Source organism: Bacillus sp. BS98 (assembly GCF_008432245.1).
Taxonomy (GTDB): Bacteria; Bacillota; Bacilli; order Bacillales; family Bacillaceae_G; genus Bacillus_A; species Bacillus_A toyonensis.
Window position 1 is genome coordinate 4,078,242 of sequence record NZ_CP043830.1, and the last position, 17,026, is coordinate 4,095,267.

The following is a 17,026-nucleotide window of genomic DNA, read 5'->3' on the forward strand; positions in this document are numbered from 1 at the left end:
TTTTCTACCCATATTGATTACGACTCTCACAAATAGCTGGATAAAAAAAAGATAAGGGAAATCCCTTATCTTTTTTTATTGCTATATTTTTTCTTCACTTTGTCACGTTCTGTTGCAAGTTTTCGCTTATAGTTTGGTTTTACTTTTTTCGGCTTTTTAACAACTTTTGTTGCCATAACATCTAGTCCATCATTTGGTTTTTTACGACTCTTACGACGACGACGGTCACCTAAATCCGCCCACTCATCTCCGCGTAAATCTACATGCTTAAATTCGATATGACGTTGTTTTTCCAAACTATCTAACGCTTCTTCATTTGCTGGATCATAAATTGTCACTGCAATCCCTGAATGACCCGCACGTGCAGTTCTTCCAACGCGGTGAACGAAGAAATCTAAATCTGATGGAAGTTCATAGTTAATAACATGGCTAATTCCTTCAATATCAATACCGCGTGCCGCTAAATCTGTTGCGACAATGTATTGGAACTCTAAATCACGAACTTGTTTCATCATTTTTTTACGATCACGTGGTGATAAATCACCGTGTATACGCCCTACTTTTAACCCACGTTCAGCTAATCCATCGGCTACTTCATCAGCCTTCTTCTTCGTGTTTGTAAACACAATTGCTAAGTACGGTTTAAATTGAAGTAGCATATTTTTCACTAATTCAATTTTATTACGGTGTCTTGAAGGCACAAGGTAATGCTCAATATTTCCTGCTGCAACTTGTTTCGGATTAATATGAATATGTTCTGGATTCTCCATATATTTCTTCAAAAATGGTTTTAATTTTTGAGGAATTGTTGCAGAGAAAACTAGCATTTGCAAGTTTTTAGGCATACGTGCTGCAATTTTATCTACATCTTGAATGAATCCCATATCAAGCATTAAATCCGCTTCATCGACAATAATAGTATCCGCTTTATAAACAAATAGCGCCTTTTCTTCTACTAAGTCTTTAATACGTCCTGGTGTTCCAACTACAATATGTGGTTGTTTTTTCAACTTTTCAATCGATCGTTGTTTATCAGTTCCACCAATTAAACAACGTGCTGTAATCATTTGATCTTCTGCACAGAACTTTGTTAATTTCACGATTTCTTCGTAAATTTGTTGTGCTAACTCACGAGTAGGAGCTGTAATAACAAGCTGTACTTCTTCACGACTTGGATTAATTCTGTTTAATGTAGGAAGTAAGTATGCATGTGTTTTCCCAGAACCTGTTTGGGATTGTCCAATTACACTTACACCTTTTTTCACGACCGGGAAAATTTTCTGTTGAATTCCTGTCGGCTCTGTAAAGCGTAGTTCACGAATTGCATCTATTAAAAATGGTTTAAAATCATACTGTGTAAAAGTTTGTTGTGTCATAAGTTACACCTTCTTTCTAAATTTCTACTGCGCGCACAAATCAGTCAAGTCTACATTATATCGAAATCTACAAGTAAAATCCATCTTTAGTTTAGGTTTTTACTTCAAAAACTAACCTTCTTCACTCTTATTGCATATTGTATGTGTATATACCTAACTGAAGAAAGGAGGATTTCTCACATGTTTCCAAAATCTCCCGTAAGGCAAATGTATCCGAATCCAGGCCAACAACCTTATACACCATACCCCATTCCACAACTACCACCGATGGCACAAAAAAAGAAAGGGTTCCTTGCTAAACTCTTTAAAAAACACGATCCAACCGAACCTTTCATGCAAATGGTTCCGCCTTATCGACAAATAGCAGGACAGCCGCGAATGATGCACCAACAACAGCCACCCCAATATCAACAGCAACAGCAACAGCAATATCAACAGCAATACCAACAACAATACCAACAACAATACCCGCATCAATACTCACAGCAATATCAACCATACATGCAGCAGTATCCAGAGCAAATGATTCCCCCTCAAATGTATGAATCAAACGAAACGCGCGGCGGTGCAGCCACTACAGCAGCATCTAGCAGCGGCATCGGCAGTTTTTTTTCGAATTTAATTTCGAATCCAACTAATATGATAAACAATATCGAAAAAGTATCACAAGTCGTTCAATCTGTAAGCCCTGTCGTCGAACAGTACGGTCCCATTATGCGTAACCTACCAAGCATTGTTAAAATCCTCACCTCTGGAAAAAGTACGGAAGAAGATCAAACTGAAGATCTAACAGAAAAGGTTGAGGTAGCAACTCCCCCTCCTCCACAAAAAAAAAGAAAAAGAAAAAAAATAGTGATTGAGCCAGCCATAGAAACAGAAGTACGAGAGGAGCCTGTTCAAAAAATAGCAACAAAACCCAAACTATATGTGTAACAATCCTTTGTTTTCTATCCTCTCCTCCTTTATAATGTAAAGGACTATGCACAAAAGTATCCCTTGTTTAGAAGGAGAGGATTACTCATATGAAAATTGTTAAAATTTCCCCTCGTGGTTATTGCTACGGTGTTGTCGATGCAATGGTAATTGCACGTAACGCTGCATTAGATAAATCATTACCGAGACCTATTTATATTTTAGGTATGATTGTTCACAATAAACATGTTACAGACGCTTTTGAAGAAGATGGAATCATTACGTTAGACGGACCAAGTCGCTTAGATATTTTAGATCAAATCGATTCTGGTACTGTTATATTTACCGCTCACGGTGTTTCTCCTGAAGTTAAACAACGTGCAAAAGAAAAAGGTTTAACGACAATCGATGCAACTTGTCCAGATGTTACAAAAACACATGACCTTATTGAAGCAAAAAAAGCTGAAGGATATCATGTCATTTATATCGGCAAAAAAAACCATCCAGAACCAGAAGGCGCGGTTGGTATTGCACCTGATATCGTTCACCTTATCGAAAGAGCGGATGATTTAGAAACATTAGAAATCCCAACGGATAAAATTTTAGTTACGAATCAAACAACGATGAGTCAATGGGATGTTCAACATTTAATGGAGGACATTCAGAAAAAATTTCCAACAGCAGAATTCCATAAGGAAATTTGTTTAGCAACTCAAGTTCGTCAAGAAGCTGTAGCTAAACAAGCGGATGTTGCAGATTTAACAATCGTTGTTGGTGATCCAAAAAGTAACAATTCGAATCGCTTAGCGCAAGTATCACAAGAAATTGCTGGTACGAAAGCTTACCGTGTTGCGGATGTAAGTGAAATTCAATTAGAATGGCTACAAGGTGTAGAAAACGTAGCTGTTACAGCAGGTGCTTCTACTCCAACACCAATTACAAAAGAGGTTATCGCTTTCTTAGATCAATATGACCCAATGAATCCGGCTACGTGGGAAAGAATTCGAAAAGTACCACTTCAAAAAATCTTACCTCGTGTAAAAGTGAAAAAAGAACAATAATAAAAACCGTTGCCTACATGAGCAACGGTTTTTATTATTCTTATACAAATGTGAATGGATCTGTATGTAACTGCGAAGCATGAATTTGTACATTGAATTTTTTCGCATCTACTTTTTCTTGCAGTTGCTTTTGCACAGCTTGCTTCATTACCTTTTCAACGTTATGTCCTGGATCAACTATATTTAAACCGAGCATCATCGCATCATGAGCGACATGATAATACATGTCACCTGTTACATATACATCTGCCCCTTTAAATTTCGCTTGGTTTATATATTTATTACCGTCCCCACCAAGTACAGCAACTTTACGCACTTTATCACCTAACTTGCCGACAACTCTTGCGCCCTTCACGTCTAATGATTGTTTCACATGTTCAGCAAACTGGCCAAGTGTCATTTCTTCTTGTAAATAGCCTATTTTTCCAAGCCCTAACGTTTCACCTTTATTATCAAGAGGATATACATCATATGCCACTTCTTCGTATGGATGAGCTGCCAACATCTCTTTCATAACTTTTCTTTGTAGTGAAGCTGGAATTATCGTTTCGATACGTACCTCTTCCACACGTTCTAACCGCCCAGTTTCCCCGATATAAGGATTTGTTCCCTCCTGAGGTACAAACGCGCCTGCTCCCTCACTACTGAACGTACAGTGGCTATAATTGCCGATATGACCCGCACCTGCGTCTCCTAATGCTTTACGAACCTCTTCTGCATGAGTTACTGGCACAAACACAACAATTTTTTTCATTTCTTCTGCGTATGTTGGAGCTAATACTTCTGTATTTTGTAATCCTAACGCATCAGCGAGTAAATCGTTTACTCCACCTTTAGCAACGTCTACATTTGTATGAGCGGCATAAACGGCAATATCATTCTTAATACACTTTTCAATAATTTTCCCATACGCTTTCTCTGTATGAATCGCTTTTAACGGATTAAAAATTAAAGGGTGATGCGCAATAATGACATTCGCTCCTAATTGAATTGCTTCATCTACAACCTCCTCCGTTACATCTAAAGCAATCAATACGTGCTGCACGGGTTTATTAAGCGCCCCGATCTGCAGGCCAATCTTATCCCCTTCCATCGCTAAATGCTTCGGGTACATACTTTCAAATAAAGAAATAACCTCATGGCCATTTGGAATTTTACTCATGATAAAATCTCCCCTATCATTTTCATTTTCGCTTCTACTTCTACACGTTTCGTTTTTGTCTCTTCAGAATCTGCTGCACGTTCTAATTGTTTTAAGATATTTTGGAAGTTTTTCAATTCTCCTTCCCACTTTTCAACAAAAGCCTCACCTTTTTCTTTTATTAAAAATGGACCCATAAATAATTCAGCTTGTTTATTATCCGAGTAAGGTGCTGCAATATTTCCTCGTTCCCCAACTAAAATTTCGTAAATTTTCCCGTCTTCTTTTACGATTTTCTCACGGATAAGCTCCCAGCCATTTTCAATAAACCATTCACGTATGTGATGTGCTGCAATGTTCGGCTGTAAAATTAAACGTGTTACACCTTCTAACTTTTCTTTACCACTTTCTAAAATGTCACGAATTAGTGCTCCACCCATACCAGCAACTGTAATTACATCTACTTCCCCTGGTGTAATTACTTCTAATCCATTCCCTTTACGAACGTCCACTTTATCTTGTAAGCCACTTTCAGCTACAGTTGCTTGCGCAGAACGAAACGGCCCATCTACAACTTCTCCTGCAACTGCTTTTGTAGCAATATTATTTATAATTGTATAACACGGTAAATACGCATGATCCGATCCAATATCAGCTACTGTAGATCCTACTGGAATCTCGCGCACAACTTCTTCTAATCGTTTTGAAAGCTTTACTTCATTCATGTATTTCCATTACTCCTTCTCTTGTCAGTCTGTCTCCATGATAATGAATTTATAGTAGTTGTTGCAAGCCCATAACAACAATTCCATTCTCTATTACTCATCGTATTTTAGAAAGTATAGAAAAACAAGCCTTTTGCAAAAGCAAAAGGCTTGTTTTATGGAACCTTATTTTTTCTTAGATAGCCAATCAGCTACTTTAGCCGCTTGATCAGCTGGAACTAAATTGGCAGGCATGTTACCTTTTCCTTTCGAAAGAATTTCTTTAATTTCATCCTTTGAAAGTTTTCCACCAATTTTTTGTAAATTAGGTCCTACTGCCCCTTGTAACTGATCGCCATGGCAGCTCGTACAGCTTTGCTTCACAATATCCTCTGGCTTTGATGCTGTTTGCGCTGGCTTCCCGCCATTTTTTGTATCAGCTAACTCTTTAGATTTATTTAGCCCCTGAAATGAAAATACAAACATAACGATAATACCTAATGCTGCAATAAGAGCGAACGGAATCAGCGGATTACGTTTCATATCTCTTCTCCCCCCTCTATACCCCTAAATAGTTAGATGATTCAGTCATTTCCATTGTACTTGAAAACGCTCTATCCGAAAAGAGTAAACTATCACTTGTTGAAAATATTCCATAAATTCAGTTTATTGTTTTTTATTGTTATATCGCTTATTATTTCGATAATTATTAACGTTTCTCATCATATTTTTCGCTTTTCTACATATTTTTTTGTATAGAATAAACAAAATTAATCGAAAAATCGAAAAATGAGCATTTGCAAATCAAAAGACAATTCTGTAAAATAAATTACAAGAAATTGTAATCGTTGCCGATAGCTAAATTTTAACAAAAATTAACAAAATAAAAAAGTTTACTTCACAAAAGTGAAGTAAACTTAAAGTTAGCCTATTCTAAGAAATCCTTAAGACGCTTACTACGACTTGGATGTCTTAATTTGCGAAGTGCTTTCGCTTCAATTTGACGGATACGTTCTCTCGTTACGCCGAATACTTTCCCAACTTCTTCAAGCGTACGAGTTCGTCCATCATCTAAACCGAAACGAAGACGTAGAACATTTTCTTCACGATCTGTTAGTGTATCTAACACATCTTCTAATTGTTCTTTTAGCAATTCATACGCTGCATGGTCCGCAGGTGATGTTGCTTCTTGGTCTTCAATAAAGTCACCTAAATGGGAGTCGTCTTCTTCACCAATTGGTGTTTCAAGAGAAACTGGCTCCTGTGCAATTTTTAAGATTTCGCGTACTTTTTCTGGCGCAAGATCCATTTCTTCACCAATCTCTTCAGGAGATGGTTCACGTCCTAAATCTTGTAACAATTGACGTTGTACACGAATTAACTTATTAATCGTTTCAACCATATGAACTGGAATACGAATTGTTCGCGCTTGGTCTGCAATCGCACGTGTAATTGCTTGGCGAATCCACCAAGTTGCATACGTACTAAATTTGAAACCTTTACGATAATCGAACTTTTCAACCGCTTTAATTAGACCCATATTTCCTTCTTGGATTAAGTCTAAGAAAAGCATACCACGGCCCACGTAACGCTTTGCAATACTTACTACAAGACGTAAGTTCGCTTCCGCAAGACGGCGTTTTGCTTCTTCATCGCCTTCTTCAATACGCGTCGCAAGTCGAATTTCTTCTTCAGCGGATAGTAAGTCAACGCGACCAATTTCTTTTAAGTACATACGAACAGGATCATTGATTTTCACACCTGGTGGCACACTTAAATCATTAAGGTCGAATTCTTCTTCCGTTTTTGTAATTTGGCGATTATTAGGACCTTCTTCGTTGTCGTTATCGCCAACTAAGTCAATCCCTTGTTCACCTAAATATTCATAGTATTCATCCATTTGATCGGATTCAATTTCAAATCCATTCATGCGTTCTGCGATCTCTTCATATGTAAGAACGCCACGTTTTTTTCCGACCTCAGTGAGTTGTTCTTTCACTTGCTCAAGGGTCATTTCAGTTTCAATTTGTTTAGAACGAGCTGGTTTGTCAGCCATCTGTTCCCCTCCTTACGCGAGATACAAACATTCATTATACTAAATCTTTACCAAAAAAGCTATTTTCTCGCTTTTTGATTTTGTAAATATGCTACATAATATTTAGCAGCCTCTACAGGATCTGTTTTTTCCATCTGTTTTACTTTAAAGATGATTTCCATCTTTACAAGTTTTTCCTTATGACGTCTAAGCGTCTCTAAATGGCCTTGTAACACTTCTTCTGTGTATTCTGGATTAATAAATTCATCCGTCGAAATATCAGTGATAATGTTTTTCAACTTTTCATCAGAGAGCCAACTTAAAAATGTTCCGACTGAAGGTTCATTTCCCTTTTCATAATATGCGTATAGTTCATATAAAATCCCTTTATGTTCTTCTGTATGAAAATCTTCTATATGGGATTCCATGCGAACGGCTACTTCTGCACTTTGCAACATATGATAAATAATTTCTCTTTCTGCCCTTTCAAAACCTGTTAACTTCGGTTTTGTTTGAACAACTTGAGACGGCTTAGAAACCTGCTTTATTTGTTTTTGCTGTACCTTTTGTTCTTTGCGATATTGGTGCAATTGATTCAAAAGTGTTTCCATTGAATAAGAAAACTCTTGCGATAAGGACTTCAAATATGATTCTGCCTGCATCGCGTCTTGTAACAACGACAACTCTTTTAAAACACTTTTCACATATTCTTCTTTGCCAGACTCATCTTGCAAATTTTTCCCTAAACGCAAATAATTTATTTTAAAACCAACAAAACTTATACTTGATTTCACAAGATTTTCAAAAGCGGTAGTCCCATATTGTTGCACATATTCATCAGGATCAAGCTTATCTGGCAAGGATGTGACTTTCACTTGGCAACCAACTTTTAACAGTAATTGCCCTGCTTTCATCGTCGCTTCTCGTCCTGCTTTATCACCATCATAGCAAAGAACAACAGTTTCAACGTTACGTCGCAGAAGTTTTGCTTGTTCTTCAGTTAAAGCTGTTCCCATTGTCGCAACAGCTTCTTCCACACCACTCTTTACCGCAGCTAGTACATCGGCATACCCTTCAAAAAGGACTACTTGCCCACGCTTTCTAATAAACGGCCTTGCTTGGTGGAAGTTATACAACAATTTACTTTTGTGAAAAATCGGTGTTTCAGGGCTATTTAAATATTTCGGAGTGTCATCTCCTAAAGCCCTTCCACTAAACGCTATCACCTTACCTTGTAGCGTATGGATTGGAAACATAACTCTTCCACGGAAGCGATCATAATGACTACCATCCTTCTCACTTCTTATTAGAAGACCGGCTTGTTCCATACTAGACAGCGATAAACCTCTTTTTTGTAAAATTTTCGTTGCAGCATCCCAAGCAAGCGATGCATAACCAATTTCAAACTTCTCAATCATCTCTTTCGTAATACCACGGTTTAATAAATATGAAAGTGCTTCATTTCCCTCTTCCGTATTTACTAATAAATGATGATAATACTTTTTCAAAAGTTCGTGAGCCTGTTGCATGATGACAGTGTCATCAGATATGTCTTCTTGTTGTACTTGCCCTGATGTATACTCTGCAACCGCAATTCCATTTCTTTCACCTAACTTTTGAACAGCCTCGGTAAAAGCAAGTCCTTCCATTTTCATTAGAAAGGAAAATACATTTCCACCTTCTCCACATCCGAAGCAATGAAAAATTTGCTTATCAGATGAAACAGAGAATGAAGGAGAATTCTCACCATGAAATGGACAAAGGCCGAAATAGTTACGTCCCTGCTTTCTAAGTTGAACGTATTCACCAATCACTTCTACAATATCGGATGACGTCCGAATCTGTTCAACAACTTCTTCGGGAATTCTGTTGCCCATAACTCCATCTCCGTGTCGTATTTTGTATTCGATATAAATTAAAAAATTCCTTTATAATTCGACAATATTTTTTCTAAACTTGTTAGAAAGTATTGTCGATCACATTGTGTAAACGACTTCGGACCTCTTATATAGGCCCTTTGTCTGCGTAACTTCGCAGATACATACTACTATATAAAATTGTATTCATATGCTCATCTATTACAAATGCACCTCTTGAAGACAATACATATACACCTTTTTTACAAGAAGACTAGCAAGCCTCATATACTGTATGATCATGAGATCTGTTACCTTTGCAAGTTGATAGATATAAATCAACTTCATCTTGTCCAGAATCTACATAAATCCAATTGCCTTGCTGTTTTCTTGAACGATGAGTATACGATGCGACAAACACAATTTCGACATGAAATTCAGTTCCAACTTGCACAATCTCATCCTTCACGGGATATGCATCTGCATCAACTAATACGTTATTGATGTTTTGCATATTTCTGTATTCTACATCCCTTCTGTGAATCCTTCCATAATGTGCGTTTTCTTGTATAGATTTTGTCGATTTAATGTAATTACATGTCTTTTTTGTAAATCCTATCCCTAGTTTATTCTGAAAAATTAAAGTCTAAACGTAAAATATAGGTTTTTATCACAATTTTTTATTATAATATATTTTCTTCAACTACGCTACATATCCCTTTATTTTTTCATCTTCTACTTTAGGATAACTAAACCATGCTTTTCACATAATAAAAAAACAGAAGAATATAAGTATAACCACTCCGCTATAATCTATTACTAATCCAACAAGTATCGTATTTCATATGAGCGAAAAAAGCACATTCACCTTCGGTAAATGTGCTAAAACATTTTTTGGTTTTGCACTGCATTCACAATAATATTTGCTGTTTCTTCAATCGCTTTATTCGATACATCAATTACTTGACAATTTATTTTACTAATTACTGCTTCAAAGTGATCAATCTCTTCTTGAATACGATTAATATTGGCATATGTTGCGCCGTCACTTAATCCAAGTGATTTTAATCGTTCTTTTCGAATATGATTTAACTTATCCGGTGTAATTTTCAAACCGAAACATTTCTCTTTTGCCACTTGATATAATTCCTCAGGTGGATCCACTTCTGGTACAAGCGGCACATTGGCAACTTTCAACCGTTTGTTATGAGCTAAGTATTGAGAAAGTGGTGTTTTTGATGTACGTGAAATTCCAATTAACACGATATCCGCTTTTAAAATACCTCGTGCATCTCTACCATCATCGTACTTTACAGCAAACTCAATTGCTTCAATCTTTTTAAAGTACTCTTCATCTAATCTACGAACAACACCCGGCTCATATCTCGGCACTTGCCCTGTAATTTCTTCAATTTGATCGATAAGAGGTCCGATAATATCGTATGCCTCTACCCCTTCTTTTGCAGCCTCTTTCACTAAATACTGGCGCATTTCCGGCTTTACTAACGTAAAACAAATAAGCGCTTGATTACTCTTAGCAATCGAAATCACTTCTTTTAATGTCCCTGTATCTTCTACATACGGTACACGTCTAATATCAGGAGCAAATGGGAATTGCCCCATTGCTGCTCGAACAACTAAATCAGCCGTTTCTCCTACAGAGTCAGATACGACATATACGATTTTATTATCCATTACATTACCTCACTTTAAACAAATTACACTTATTCGTTATTTACTAGGTTTACAAACGCACGTGTAATATTTGTTTTTGTAATTCGTCCAATTACTTCTAAACCTTGCTTCGTATCTTTCACAACCGGCATCGCATCAATCTGTCTTTCTATTAATTCCATCGCAATATCATATAAAGAATCTTCTCTACGACACATGGCAATGTTTGGCATCCTTGTCATGATAATATTAACCGGAAGAGAGGTTAAATCCTGCTTCCCTAAGCTAGCTCTTAATAGATCTTTTCGAGACACAACACCAACTAATAGTGTAGATTGATCTACAACAAATAATGTACCAACATCCTCTAAAAACATCGTACAAATTGCATCGTATACTGATACATTTTTATCAATTACAGCCGGTCTAGATTGATAATCTTGCACTTTAATTTTCTTAACAGCTTCAGATAATAGCTGCCCCCCAGTTTTCCCCGTATAAAAATAACCTACGCGTGGACGCGCTTCTAAATAACCAGCCATCGTTAAAATTGCTAAGTCTGGTCTTAGCGTTGCACGTGTTAAACCCAATTGCGCAGCAATTGACTCCCCTGTAATAGGACCGTGATCTTTTACAATCTGAATGATATGTTCTTGCCGTTTATTCAGCTCTATGATAATCACCACCTTTAATGCACAACGAAAAAAGTTATACTATCTCTTAAATATTATATACTAAATATGCTATTCGAAAAAGAAAGTATGTAAAAAGGACCGTATACGGCCCCAAATTATATTTGAAACTTATCAAGTTGCTCTAGGAAACGTCTTGATTTCAAATAAATTCCGCAATATTCATCATAATATGTATTCAATACTAAGCGCATTTGTTTTTTTGTGCTATCCTTCACTGATACATTGCCGAGCCTATGTAAATCGAAATGGAAGAAAAGACGTAACAATTTATGTACAGCTTCTCCCACCGGTATACGATACGGATCTTGCTCCGCATGACGTGAGCACAGAAAACCGCCTTCCCTGACAGAGAAGGCGACAAAATCTGTTTCTTGATGACAAATCGCACATGTATCAAAATACGGGCGCATCCCTAATACCGGAAGCATTTTCGTTTGATAAATTAATGATAATACTTCTGGATCAACACCCTCACACATATAATGCAACGTTTGATATAACATTTCAAATAAGTACGGATTATGTTTTTTATCTTCTGTTGCTTTATCAGTTAACTCAACAACAAATGATGCATAAGCAGTTAAAAATATATCCTCGCGAATTTCTTTCATAGTTGAAATAATCTCGCCTTGTTGCAAAGTTCCAAGCCCAGATCCCACTTGAATAAGAAAATGCCCATGTGTCATAAGTTGCGAAACAGATGCTAACCGACTTTTCGGTTTTTTCGCTCCTCTTGCCATTGCACTTATCTTACCGAATTCTCTTGAGAATATTGTAACAATCTTATTCGTTTCTCCGTAATCTGTCGTACGGATAACGATGCCCTCAACTTTTTGAAACATGTTCGTCACCATCCAAGGTTTGAACAAAACGGGTCAAGAAATTGGAGAGTCTAGATGCGCTAGCTCCTCATCATGTTGATCCATCTCATCGTTTACGTCTTTTTCCATCTCTTTTAAAAGCAAATACGTTTCAATGCTTCCTGTTTTGGAGAAAAACTTCCAGGTAAAATCTAGCATAAGAATCCACCTTTCTCAATAAGCGTAGCCTATAAACCAATTTCCTTTGTTATTAAATTGACCCATTTTGTCCATTTTCATGTGAGAAAAATTTTTCCTAATTTATTAAAGTTTACAAAAACCAATAATCAGCGGATGAGCAAACATCCACTGATTACAGCCTTACTTTATTTTAGTACTCGTCTTCGCGGAAACCAAGATCACGAAGCTGAGACATCTTATTGCGCCAATCTTTTTGTACTTTTACCCATACCTCTAAAAATACTTTAGAACCAAGAAGTGCTTCAATATCAAAACGAGCTCGTTTCCCGATTTCTTTTAACATCTTCCCTTGTTTCCCAATAATAATTCCTTTTTGTGACGCACGTTCAACAACAATCGTTGCATTTATATAAACTGCACCGCCCTCACGCTTCTGAATTGCATCAATAACAACCGCTACAGAATGTGGCACTTCTTCACGTGTTAAATGTAGTACTTTTTCACGAATAAGCTCTGCAATAATAAATCGCTCCGGATGATCCGTTACTTGATTATCTGGGTAGTATTGCGGTCCTTCTGGTAAATATTTTTTAATTGCTCCAATTAACGCTTCTACATTATTACCGTCTAATGCAGAAATTGGTACAATTTCTGCAAACTCATGTAGTTTACGATATTGATCAATTAACTCTAATAATTGCTCTGGATGAACTTGGTCAATTTTATTAATTACCAAAAATACCGGTTGTTTCGTTTCTTGTAATTTCTCAATAATGAATTCCTCACCACGACCAAATCCTTCAGTTGCATTGACCATAAACAGCACAATATCAACTTCTTTCAATGTCGTTTGAGCCATCTTCACCATGAAGTCACCTAGTTTATGTTTCGGTTTATGTATTCCTGGTGTATCAATGAAAATTACTTGTGAATCATTTTCTGTATATACGCCTTGAATTTTATTACGAGTCGTTTGTGGCTTGTCACTCATAATGGCAATTTTTTGGCCGATAATACGATTTAAAAATGTAGATTTCCCAACATTCGGTCTGCCAATAATAGAGACAAAACCTGATTTATAACCTTTTCTATTCATGTAAATCCTCCGCTAAAAATGCTCCTGGTAACAATTCTCCGACTGTCGTCTCTTGAACGTCACCATGTAAATTTGATAGGTATACTTTCGTATCCTGTTTACATAATTCTACCATAACTTGTCGACATGCTCCACAAGGAGGTACTGGGCGTTTTGTATCTGCTACAACCGCAATAGCTACAAACTCTTTATCCCCTTCAGAAACTGCCTTAAATAAAGCAGTTCTTTCTGCACAGTTGCATAAGCCATATGATGCATTCTCAACATTACAGCCACGATATACTTTTCCATCGTGCGTTAATAATGCTGCACCTACTTGAAATTTTGAATATGGTACGTACGCTTGTTTACGCGCTTCGATTGCTTCTTGAATTAATTGTTTACTATTCATATCCCGCATCCTTCCTGTTCACAGCTGTGAATAGATACACTCTCTCACTAAAGGCCTTTATAGCACTTCCTAGGCTTAATAAAAGCTTCGGAATGCAACTATACCACATACGGTACAAAGATAATAGCACCAATTATAACGGCTATAACTGCAAAGAGTAAAACCGCTCCTGCTGCGACATCCTTTGCAATTTTCGCAAATGGATGTATATCAGCAGTCACTAAGTCTACTGTTTTTTCCACAGCCGTATTTACCATCTCTAAACCCATTACAATCCCTATCACAATAAGTAATACCACCCACTCTATTTTCGTAATATGGAAATAAAAGCCGCAGCATATAACAATGACTGCGGCTAAATAATGAATTCTCATATTTCTTTCATGACGAAGACAAAAGAATATACCAGCTATAGCATATCCAAAACTATCTAAAAGTTTTCCTTTTTTCATCGTCCTAATCCAAATGCTTCTAAAATTTCTTTTTGTCTTCCAAACATTTCTTTTTCATCTTCTTCTGTCATGTGATCATAACCAAGCAAATGTAAAAAGCCATGTAACGCTAAAAACCCAAGTTCCCTATCAAAAGAGTGTCCATATTCTTCAGCTTGCTCTTTCGCTCTTGGAATAGAAATAATAAGATCTCCTAACATACGTGGCATCTCCGCACCGACAATTTCCATTTCACCTTCTCCCATTTCTTCCATAGCGAAAGAAATAACATCCGTAGGCTGATCCTTATCTCGGTAATCACGGTTTATTTCACGAATACGTTCATTATCTACAAACGTAACCGATAATTCTGCCCCTTCTTCTATGTTTTCCATTTGAGCCGCTTTCTCTACCAGCTCTCGAATCAAACTTATATAATCGTCTTTCACTTCTTCTGTTTCATCAATAAAACCAATTAATAAACTCATTCTTTCTCCTTCTCTTCCGGTAGTTCCGGATATGTAATACGCGAATGGAAAATACCATTTAACGTCTCGCATAACGTTTTTTCAACGATTTGTAGCTCTTTAAATGTCAAATCACATTCACTAAATTGTCCATCTTGCAAACGATCTTTAATAATACTTTGCACTAAATTATTAATTTGATCTGGCGTTGGATGATTCATAGAACGCACCGCGGCCTCTACACTATCAGCAATACCAACAATCGCCGACTCTTTAGAAGTTGCTTTGGATCCTGGATAACGGAACATCTCTTCTGTATATTTTTCTTTATCTTCTTTAATCGCCTTATAGTAAAAATATTTAAGTAACGTTGTACCATGATGTTGTCCAGCAATATCAATAATTTCTTGCGGAATATGGTACTCTTCTAGCATCCTCACCCCGTCCGTTACATGAGCGATAATAATATCTTTACTCGTTACAGGGGCGAGTTTATCATGTGGGTTTTCAATCCCCATCTGATTTTCAATAAAGAACTGTGGTTGTACCGTTTTTCCTACATCATGATAATACGCCCCTACACGGGCTAATACACCATTTGCCCCGACTGCTTCACAAGCAGCTTCAGAAAGATTCGCTACCATTACACTATGGTGATATGTCCCTGGCGCTTCTAGCAAAATCTTACGCAAAAGCGGATGATTTGGACTTGATAGTTCCATAAGCTTCATACTTGATACAATGCCAAGTCCACTCTCTAAATATGGTAAAATCCCCATAGCTAACACCGAAGAGATAATCCCTGAAACAGAAGCCATCAATAATTGTGTACCAATTTCAAGAGGCGAAAAATTCCCATTACGCAACAATAATAACGCTGCCAATACGACCACATTTAACACAGAAACGAGTATACCCGCTTGTAAAATCATCGTACGACGATTTTTTTCTCTCAAGAAAATACTAACTGATAGTGAACTTAGTAACACATAGATCCCCACACTATAATTCAGGGTGCTCGTTACTCCTTCATTAAACATAATGCTTCCGCATACAGAAAAAATCATGCTTGTTAAAAAAACAAATCGATCACCAATCATTAGTTTTACAAGTATTGTTCCCATTGCAACTGGAACGACATACGCGATCCCTGCATATTCAAGCTTTTGGAACAAGCTAATGATTTTCATTAAAACGATCGTGATCGACAAAATGGTAATGTACGCTAAAATATACGGTCTATCTTCCCTTTTCCGTTGTAAAAATACTTCAAATTGCTTATGCATAAAGTACAATAGCACACCAATGAGTACCGCTAATCCAACATAGGGTTGAAAACTGTTCCCTTTTTCTAACAGACCAACTAATTTCAACTGATTGTACATATCACTTGAAATCGTTTCACCTTCTCTAACAAGGACTTGCCCTTGAAGAATATAAACAGGTGGAACTAAATCTTCTTCCGCTTTTCTCTTCTCTTTTGTTAAGGTCGGATCATAAAAATAGTTTGCAGAAATCGCATATTTCCCTAACGCCTTAATAGATTCCTTTAAACCATTATCAACATTAACACTATTCATCTCACTTACATATCGTTCCTTCGCATCCTTCAATTCGTCCATTTTAATATGCTCAGTCATGATACTATTAATAGCTGTAACTGCTGCATCTTTTGCTAATACTAATTGGTTCGAATCTGCATTAATTAAGTTTAGTAAGTTTAAATCAGATAATTCTTTCGTTAAATCAGTAGGCAATTTTTTTTTCAACTTGTCCACTTTTTCAGCATCAGTAATCTTTTTTTGCTCATCCGGCCCAACCGCTTTAATCTCTTGTATCACTTCATCTACTTTAGCAAAGACGTCATTCACAATATCCACTTTATTTTGTTTATACTCACTTTTATATGTATATTGATCTTCAACTTTTGTAGCGGCTTCTTTTTTCTTTTTGTCCGTTGTAACTTTATCTTCAATTTTAATAGGAGAATGGATTGTTTTTTTCGCAATAGAATATGTTGTAACATCTAATTGCTCTGGTTTTACATTATTCATAAGTGCAAAAAACAGCACTGCTCCTAATAAAACGTAAGAAATCCAACTTAGTTTTTTCGAATGTTGTAAATTACGAAACCACTTAGAAATTTCTTGAGATCTTGACATGATTTCAATACCTTCTCCTCTCCA

Annotated in this window: 18 protein-coding genes; 2 read left to right on the forward strand and 16 right to left on the reverse strand. The window is 36.7% G+C overall.

The genetic code is table 11. The features are described from left to right. Positions 1–65 precede the first annotated feature (65 nt). Positions 66–1,376, reverse strand: a complete 1,311-nt coding sequence (locus tag F0362_RS21145) for a DEAD/DEAH box helicase (RefSeq protein ID WP_000194009.1) — start codon at positions 1,374–1,376, stop codon at positions 66–68. A gap of 180 nt (positions 1,377–1,556) precedes the next feature. On the opposite strand from F0362_RS21145, the gene vrrA reads away from it, so the two are divergent. Next, positions 1,557–2,309 carry a VrrA/YqfQ family protein gene (vrrA, locus tag F0362_RS21150; RefSeq protein ID WP_098064307.1) on the forward strand — a complete coding sequence of 251 codons (753 nt, stop codon included), beginning with the start codon at positions 1,557–1,559 and terminating at the stop codon, positions 2,307–2,309. Positions 2,310–2,398: 89 nt separating this feature from the next. After that, positions 2,399–3,349 carry a 4-hydroxy-3-methylbut-2-enyl diphosphate reductase gene (locus tag F0362_RS21155; RefSeq protein ID WP_000706652.1) on the forward strand — a complete coding sequence of 317 codons (951 nt, stop codon included), beginning with the start codon at positions 2,399–2,401 and terminating at the stop codon, positions 3,347–3,349. 40 nt (positions 3,350–3,389) lie between these two features. Here F0362_RS21155 and F0362_RS21160 read toward each other — a convergent pair whose 3' ends face one another. From F0362_RS21160 to F0362_RS21230, 15 genes are all read right to left on the reverse strand, one after another. Then, positions 3,390–4,511, reverse strand: coding sequence for a Nif3-like dinuclear metal center hexameric protein (locus F0362_RS21160; protein WP_000036258.1), 1,122 nt, complete (start codon positions 4,509–4,511; stop codon positions 3,390–3,392). Then, positions 4,508–5,215, reverse strand: coding sequence for a tRNA (adenine(22)-N(1))-methyltransferase (locus F0362_RS21165; protein WP_001006556.1), 708 nt, complete (start codon positions 5,213–5,215; stop codon positions 4,508–4,510). Before F0362_RS21165 ends, F0362_RS21160 begins: the two co-directional genes overlap by 4 nt. 165 nt (positions 5,216–5,380) lie before the next feature. Continuing rightward, positions 5,381–5,737, reverse strand: coding sequence for a cytochrome c550 (cccA, locus tag F0362_RS21170; protein ID WP_000828150.1), 357 nt, complete (start codon positions 5,735–5,737; stop codon positions 5,381–5,383). A 385-nt stretch (positions 5,738–6,122) separates the two neighbouring features. Then, positions 6,123–7,250, reverse strand: a complete 1,128-nt coding sequence (gene rpoD, locus F0362_RS21175) for an RNA polymerase sigma factor RpoD (RefSeq protein WP_000764067.1) — start codon at positions 7,248–7,250, stop codon at positions 6,123–6,125. A 59-nt stretch (positions 7,251–7,309) separates the two neighbouring features. Next, entirely contained in the window at positions 7,310–9,106 is a 1,797-nt protein-coding gene (dnaG, locus tag F0362_RS21180; protein WP_000528230.1) for a DNA primase, read from the reverse strand. Positions 9,107–9,359: 253 nt separating this feature from the next. Next, positions 9,360–9,599, reverse strand: a complete 240-nt coding sequence (locus F0362_RS21185; protein WP_002039621.1) for a DUF188 domain-containing protein — start codon at positions 9,597–9,599, stop codon at positions 9,360–9,362. Between the two features lie 368 nt (positions 9,600–9,967). Continuing rightward, positions 9,968–10,780, reverse strand: coding sequence for a pyruvate, water dikinase regulatory protein (locus F0362_RS21190; RefSeq protein ID WP_000368950.1), 813 nt, complete (start codon positions 10,778–10,780; stop codon positions 9,968–9,970). A gap of 29 nt (positions 10,781–10,809) precedes the next feature. Continuing rightward, positions 10,810–11,442, reverse strand: coding sequence for a transcriptional regulator CcpN (locus F0362_RS21195; RefSeq protein WP_000583755.1), 633 nt, complete (start codon positions 11,440–11,442; stop codon positions 10,810–10,812). Between the two features lie 107 nt (positions 11,443–11,549). After that, the gene (gene recO / locus F0362_RS21200; protein WP_000487005.1) at positions 11,550–12,296 is read right to left on the reverse strand and encodes a DNA repair protein RecO; all 747 of its coding nucleotides are present in this window, start codon (positions 12,294–12,296) and stop codon (positions 11,550–11,552) included. A 33-nt stretch (positions 12,297–12,329) separates the two neighbouring features. Continuing rightward, positions 12,330–12,473: a YqzL family protein gene (locus F0362_RS21205; protein WP_000883923.1), complete on the reverse strand. Its 144-nt coding sequence runs from the start codon at positions 12,471–12,473 to the stop codon at positions 12,330–12,332. Positions 12,474–12,645: 172 nt separating this feature from the next. Further along, on the reverse strand, positions 12,646–13,551 hold the full coding sequence (era, locus tag F0362_RS21210; RefSeq protein ID WP_001080233.1) for a GTPase Era: 906 nt from the start codon (positions 13,549–13,551) through the stop codon (positions 12,646–12,648). After that, positions 13,544–13,942, reverse strand: a complete 399-nt coding sequence (locus F0362_RS21215) for a cytidine deaminase (protein ID WP_001086291.1) — start codon at positions 13,940–13,942, stop codon at positions 13,544–13,546. The genes era and F0362_RS21215 overlap by 8 nt, the downstream gene beginning before the upstream one ends. Before the next feature lie 98 nt (positions 13,943–14,040). Next, positions 14,041–14,394 (reverse strand): diacylglycerol kinase family protein, encoded by a 354-nt coding sequence (locus F0362_RS21220; RefSeq protein WP_000715513.1) that lies wholly within the window; start codon positions 14,392–14,394, stop codon positions 14,041–14,043. Beyond that, positions 14,391–14,861, reverse strand: a complete 471-nt coding sequence (ybeY, locus tag F0362_RS21225; protein WP_149889948.1) for an rRNA maturation RNase YbeY — start codon at positions 14,859–14,861, stop codon at positions 14,391–14,393. The genes F0362_RS21220 and ybeY overlap by 4 nt, the downstream gene beginning before the upstream one ends. Next, a complete protein-coding gene (locus F0362_RS21230) occupies positions 14,858–17,002 on the reverse strand; it encodes an HD family phosphohydrolase (protein WP_149889949.1) in 2,145 nt (714 codons plus the stop codon). Before F0362_RS21230 ends, ybeY begins: the two co-directional genes overlap by 4 nt. Positions 17,003–17,026 lie beyond the last annotated feature (24 nt).